A 5,915-nucleotide genomic window follows, 5' to 3' on the forward strand; every position below is an offset into this window, starting at 1 on the left:
CCCGAATTCAGTCCTGGTCTGCCGCAAGTCCCCGACTCTGCGGCCGCCCGGGCTGGCGCGCGACCAGTCCGGTCGATGGCAAGGGGGGCCCGTCCGCCATTTCGGTCTTGTCCGGGATGTTCAGTCATGACGGGTTCATCTGGCCGTGGCATACTCTCCCTCGCGGCGCAAAAGGACCCGCCGCGCATTCAGGAGGGGACGATGCTCACACGTCTTTTTTTCGCGGCAGGCGCGCTCGCGGCGCTTGGCCTTCCCACACACGCCCAGACGAAGACCGGCATGATGCAGGCGCAGTGCCAGATCAATGGCGCGCCGGCGCAGATGCAGCTGCAATATGAAGCGATGGGCGGCTATGGCATCACGACCGGGCCGGGCGTCAATCCGGGCATTACCGGCGTCATATCCGATGGCTCGGTGACCTATTACTGGCAGGGCGTGCTGACTGGCGCCTTCGGGACGCTGCAGCTGTCGGGGGAGAATAATTTCCTCAAATTCTATGACCAGAACGCCTATAATCGCGAGACGGTGCTCGAGGTCACGATGACGAGCGATACCACCTTCTATCTCGAAGATGTCTACGGCAATTATCCCGGCCAACACCCCTGCCAGATCACCGCGATGAACTGACGGGGCCGCGTGTGGCTCAAATCCAACTGGCGGCGCGCAGGACTGTCTGCTAGGGTCGTCGCCGGCTGGGGCGTCACAGAGGGACGTCATATGAGACACATGATTGCGAGCTTCGCGCTCGCCGCTACAGGGCTGGTTGCCCTTCCGGTCAGCGCGCAGATCCAGGCCGAGCTTCCGCAGGTCGAGCTGCCGACCAAGAAGCCGCCGCTCAGCAAGGTGCCGAAGCTGTCGGAGGCAGTAAAGCCCGGCCAAGCGCGGCTTGCCGGCTGCATCCGCCATCAGGTCTACAACACCCAGTCGGTCAACCAGATTTCGACCGCCTTCACCCTGATCACCAGCGAGGGCGACCGGACGTTCAATTTCGAGGCCGACCGGATCCGCTACATTCCGCCGGGGACGGGCCTGCCTCTGCCGACGGCGGCGCAGACCGACAAATGGGACCGCATCCTCGACACGCTCGAGCGCGCGGCCGCGGCCGGTAAACCCCTGCTGATTGACTACAGCACGCCGTCGAATGAGGTGTTCGGCATGTATGTGCAGTGGTCGGAGAATTGTCCTTAGCGCGCGCTTTCAGGTCTGCGCCTCCCTTTTTCGAGCGCTGGTGGTTCGAGCGCTATTGGCGCGCTTACCGGGTGCGGCCTTGGCCGGCTCGCGGCCGCCTTCGCGATGGGTCCGGAATTGCCACGAAATTGTACCGGAACTGGCCTTTCGCCGACGCAGCTCCTCCGGGCGTTGCGGACACTGGCGCCGGGGCTCGGGATCTGCTTGCGGGTCTGGGTGTGGTCCGGCTAGAGCTGTGAGCGCAACCCGGAGCCTGCCTGACATGACCCTTGCCCCCTTCCATCTCGCCTTCCCCGTGCATGATCTTGCCGCCGCCCGCGCCTTTTATGGCGGCGTGCTCGGCTGCCCGGAGGGGCGCCATTCGGACCATTGGGTCGATTTCGATTTTTACGGCCACCAGATCGTCGCGCATCTTGCGCCGGACGAATGCGGCTCGCGCACGACCAATCCGGTCGATGGCAAGGGGGTTCCCGTGCGCCATTTCGGCCTCGTCCTCGACATGGAGACCTGGCAGCGGCTTGCCGATGATCTTACGGGAAAAGTCGATTTCCTGATCGAGCCGCATATCCGCTTCAAGGGCGAGACCGGCGAGCAGGCGACGATGTTTTTCTCTGATCCGTCCGGCAATGCGATCGAGATCAAGGCCTTCGCCGATATGGCGCGCCTGTTTGCGAACTAGGCCCCGGCCTTTTGGGCTGGCCGAGCCTTATTCCGCCTCGTCGATGGGCGGGAAGACCCGGTCCTTCAGACCGTCGCAGTCGGCTTCATTGAGCAGCGTCTCCAGCCCGTCCGGCGCAGCGCTTTGCGGTGTCAGGCGCCACATCACCTTGCCGCGCTGGGTGTCGCCATCCACCTCGGTTACCTGGTCGAACATGACCTCATCGCCGGGCCCCTGCAGGCCGTTTGAAAGCTCGGTGGTGAAGCTCGCATAATAGGCGGCCGCTTCCTGATGGATGCTTCCGTAATTCTCGCCCGAGAGCATGCCGTTCGCCGCGACTTCGATCTCGAGCGCTTCAGTGACATTCTCGTCGTCGCGGTAATAGCAATAAGTGCCGGCATCGAGCGGGTTGGGCGCGGCTGGTTCCGGGGCAGTGTCCTCGGCAGTAAAGTCGGTGGCCGGGTTGCTGGCAGGGGCATCGGCATTGCCGGCCTCTTCGCCATCAGGTGCGCCGCCGCCACATGCCGCCAGCGCCACCGCGCTGGCCATAAAGAGAAGTCTGCGCATGTCGGCTCTCCCTTGATACATACCGGTATAAGCTCTTGTAACGAGACTTTCACCTTGGCGCCCTCTGAGCAAGCAATTTCAACGCTCTAGACGCCGCGCCCGGGCAGGCTTCAGGCAGGATAAAGCATCGCTCTTGCGTCAGGGCCGCCAATCGCGGGCTTACAAAGACCACTACCCAAAGCCATGCACGCACACTATGTCTAGAGACTGCACAAGGGCTGCGGCGTTCGTGGACGCTAGTTGTCCGCCGACCTTAAGTTCCGTCAGGGAACTGGCTCTGGGACTGGCCGTGGCCTATCCTATCCGGTGCCCACCTAGTTAATAGGTCGACGGGACACGAGAGCTGAGACGGCGTCTGCGGTTCTTGTGCGCTTGACTTTGACCGGGCGCTGGCAGAACGGGAACACCGTTCATGTCAGACACGCTCCTTCCCATCACCCTTTGCCTGTTTTCGGCTGTAACGGTCGCGCTTGCCAATTTTGTGGTCAAGCGCGGCGGCGATGTGCTGAGCGCGCGGATGGTTCTGTCGCTGAGTTCAGCCCTCAGCATGCTGCCATTCGCCTTTGTGGTGCCGTTCCCGGAAGCCGGTCTCTGGCCGGCCATCGCCATGGCGATCGGGGCGCACTGGATCTACCAGTTCTTCATGATCCGGGCGCTGCACAGGGGAGACCTGTCGCTCGTCTTCCCGGTGATGCGGGGGCTTGCCCCCTTGATGACAGCGATCATCGCTGTCTTCGCGCTGAACGAATATCCAGGCCCGCTCGGCTGGGCAGGGCTGTTGCTCGCATCCCTGGCGCTGCTTGTCTTCGCGCTGCCGCAGGGCCAGTCGCTGGACCAGAAGAAGCTCAACCAGACGGCCCTCTTCTGGGCGCTGCTGACAGCGCTCGGCATCGGGCTCTACTCTGTCACCGATGCCCACGGCGTCCGCATCGCAGAGAACCGCTTCACCTTCATCGTCTGGCTTTTCCTGCTCGACTGGATCGGCACGACGACCGTCGCAATGTGGACCCGCCGGGGCCAGCTCTATCGCCGTCTGAGGCCGCAACTGGTCGGCGGCACGATTGGCGGGGTCGCCAGCGTCTTCTCCTATGGCGCAGCGCTGCTCGCCTTCTCGATGACACAGGCAGCGACTGTGACCGCGATCCGTGAAACTTCTGTCGTTTTCGGCGCGATCCTCGGCGCGGTTTTCCTGAAGGAAGGCCTTGGCAAACGCCGCATCCTTGCCGCCTGCGTCCTGGCGGCAGGCCTGCTGATGCTGGAAGCCTGAGGCTTAATCCTCCTTTCGCACATCCCGGCTATAAGCGGGCGCAATGAAGTTTGCCCGACACCTTGCCGGATATCTGCCAGTCAATCTGGCCTCAGCGCTTGCCTCATTTGGCGGGGTTTATGTGTTCACGCGCCTGCTCGGCGCTGACGACTATGGCCGCTATGCGCTGATGTTTTCCGTCATGGCGCTGATCCATACAGCAACGCTCGCGCCGGCCGAGGCGGCGGCTTATCGTTTCACGGCTGCCGCCGAAGCGAAGGGCGAGACGGCAGACCACTTTGCGACCGTACGCAGCCTCCTCTTGCGCTCGCTGGTCGCGTCGGCGCTCTGCATGGCTCTGCTCGCCCTGATTGTCAGCGGCATGCCTGACTATCTGCGGCTTGTGCCATGGATCGCTGTCCTCCTGCCGCTCGGCACGATCCTTCAGACCGCGCTTGAAGCTCACAAGGCCAGCCAGCAGGTGAGCCGCTATGCGATGGTTGCGAGCTTCAACCTGCTGGGAGGCTTTCTGATTGGCGCGCTCATCGCGTGGCAGACAGATGCAGGCGCTGCGGCGCCGTTTATCGGCATCGCCACGGCAGGCTTTCTCCTGTGCGCCGCAGAACTGCCCTGGCTTCTTTCAAGGGCGAAAGGCGGCCTCAGCGATACCCAGAGACGCCGCATCTATCTCGCCTATGGTCTCCCCATCGCAGCGGCGCTCAGCCTCGACCTGCTCCTGTCAGCCGCAGACCGATTGCTGATCGCACTCTTCATGGGTGAGGCCGCTGTCGGGGCGTATGCGGCAGGCTATGGCGTTGCCGACAAGACGGTGCTTCTGCTCTGCGCCTGGGCAGCGATGGCGGGCGCGCCGCTGGTGATGGCTGCCTATGAAGGCGAGGGCAAGGCGGCGGCGGCGCTTGAGGCGCGCAGTCTTATCAGTTTCATTCTCCTGCTCGGCCTGCCTGCCGCCACAGGGCTTGCCCTTGTCGCAGAGCCTCTGGCCGAAGCCATGATCGGCGAGGATCTGCGCGCAGGCGCCACGCAGATCATTCCGTGGATCGCCTTTGCCGGCCTGATGAACGGTCTCCTGATCCATTATTTTTCCGAAGCCTTCCAGCTTGCCAAGAAGACAGCCGAGCGCGCCTTGCTGATGAGCGTGCCTGTTGTCGTGAACATCGCCGCAAACCTCGTCCTCATTCCGCGCTTTGGCCTGCTGGGCGCCGTCGCCTCGACCGTTGCAGCCTATGCTGTTGGGATCATCCTGCTTGGCGTTCGCGGCCGGCGCTATGTTGCCCTGCCAATGCCATGGATGGATGCCGGCCGGGTCGCGCTGGCCTGCCTCGCCATGTGGCCCGTAGTCATGCTGGTGCCGCAATTTGGCAGCTGGATAGAGCTGCTCGCCAAGGCCCTCGCAGGCGGCCTCACCTATATCGCAGTCGCCTGGGCGCTCGACGCTGGCGGCGCCAGATCATTCGTGCAAGACAGTCGCCGCGCATCCAGTCAACCCGGAGCTTCGTAACAAGAAACATGACCGACACACAGAAAGACCTAGGAACCGCCGCCGACAAGGCGAACCAGATCTGGGGCGACCTGATCCCCGTGATCGGCTTTGTGCTGGCCTACAATATACTGCGCATCGGCAAGATCGACACGGCCTGGATCGACGCGGACTCCGCGCTCTACTGGGCGACAGGTGTTTTGATCGTCCTGACGATCGGCGTGATCGCCCACAAGCTCAGCAACAAGCAGAAAATCCCGCCCTTCCTCATCGTCAGTACGGTGATTGTCGGCGGCTTCGGTCTGCTGGGCATCCTGCTTCAGGAAAAGTCCTTCATCTATATCAAGCCGACCATCCAGAACCTGTTCCTCGCCGCGATCATCTTCGGCAGCATGGCGATGGGCCACAATGTCTGGCGCGTCATGTTCAAACAGGTCTTTTCGCTGCCGGATCATGCCTGGACCCAGCTCGCCATACGGTGGGGGCTATTCTTCGTCGCCATGGCCTGCTGGAACGAATATCTCTGGCGCACCTACGCGCCGGGCTTCGAAGAGCCGCTGAAATTTGCCGGCCTGCTGATCGCACCGGCTGGCAGCTATGAGTTTCTTGGCATGACATTCGGCGACAAGAACGCCGAGGATATCTGGGCGAACTGGAAGCTCGGCAATATGGTGATCACCTTCATCTTCGGCGCAGCCAACGTGCCCTATACGCTGAAACATCTGCAGGATGAGCCTGAAAGCGACGGGTCGACGTCT

The 5,915-nt window shown here is 62.6% G+C and carries 7 protein-coding genes and 1 other RNA gene; 7 read left to right on the forward strand and 1 reads right to left on the reverse strand.

The annotated features are described in order from the left end of the window. Window positions 1-201 precede the first annotated feature (201 nt). The 3 genes from WA989_RS12425 to WA989_RS12435 all read left to right on the forward strand — a co-directional run bounded on the left by WA989_RS12425 (window position 202) and on the right by WA989_RS12435 (window position 1,867). The gene (locus WA989_RS12425) at window positions 202-627 is read left to right on the forward strand and encodes a hypothetical protein (RefSeq protein WP_424340811.1); all 426 of its coding nucleotides are present in this window, start codon (window positions 202-204) and stop codon (window positions 625-627) included. Window positions 628-717: 90 nt separating this feature from the next. Further along, window positions 718-1,188, forward strand: a complete 471-nt coding sequence (locus WA989_RS12430; RefSeq protein ID WP_424340812.1) for a hypothetical protein — start codon at window positions 718-720, stop codon at window positions 1,186-1,188. A gap of 262 nt (window positions 1,189-1,450) precedes the next feature. Continuing rightward, the gene (locus WA989_RS12435) at window positions 1,451-1,867 is read left to right on the forward strand and encodes a VOC family protein (RefSeq protein ID WP_424340813.1); all 417 of its coding nucleotides are present in this window, start codon (window positions 1,451-1,453) and stop codon (window positions 1,865-1,867) included. 27 nt (window positions 1,868-1,894) lie between these two features. Here the strand turns inward: WA989_RS12435 and WA989_RS12440 are convergent, their stop codons facing one another. Further along, window positions 1,895-2,413: a hypothetical protein gene (locus WA989_RS12440; RefSeq protein ID WP_424340814.1), complete on the reverse strand. Its 519-nt coding sequence runs from the start codon at window positions 2,411-2,413 to the stop codon at window positions 1,895-1,897. A gap of 212 nt (window positions 2,414-2,625) precedes the next feature. Between WA989_RS12440 and ssrS the strand changes: the two genes are divergently transcribed. The 4 genes from ssrS to WA989_RS12460 all read left to right on the forward strand — a co-directional run. Continuing rightward, window positions 2,626-2,781: non-coding RNA, 6S RNA (gene ssrS / locus WA989_RS12445), on the forward strand. A gap of 44 nt (window positions 2,782-2,825) precedes the next feature. Further along, the gene (locus tag WA989_RS12450; protein WP_424340815.1) at window positions 2,826-3,680 is read left to right on the forward strand and encodes an EamA family transporter; all 855 of its coding nucleotides are present in this window, start codon (window positions 2,826-2,828) and stop codon (window positions 3,678-3,680) included. A 43-nt stretch (window positions 3,681-3,723) separates the two neighbouring features. After that, the gene (locus tag WA989_RS12455) at window positions 3,724-5,178 is read left to right on the forward strand and encodes a lipopolysaccharide biosynthesis protein (RefSeq protein ID WP_424340816.1); all 1,455 of its coding nucleotides are present in this window, start codon (window positions 3,724-3,726) and stop codon (window positions 5,176-5,178) included. A gap of 8 nt (window positions 5,179-5,186) precedes the next feature. Next, window positions 5,187-5,915: inner membrane-spanning protein YciB (locus WA989_RS12460; RefSeq protein WP_424340817.1), on the forward strand; the 729-nt coding region annotated here is incomplete at its 3' end.

The organism is Henriciella sp. (assembly GCF_049649345.1).
Lineage (GTDB): Bacteria > Pseudomonadota > Alphaproteobacteria > Caulobacterales > Hyphomonadaceae > Henriciella.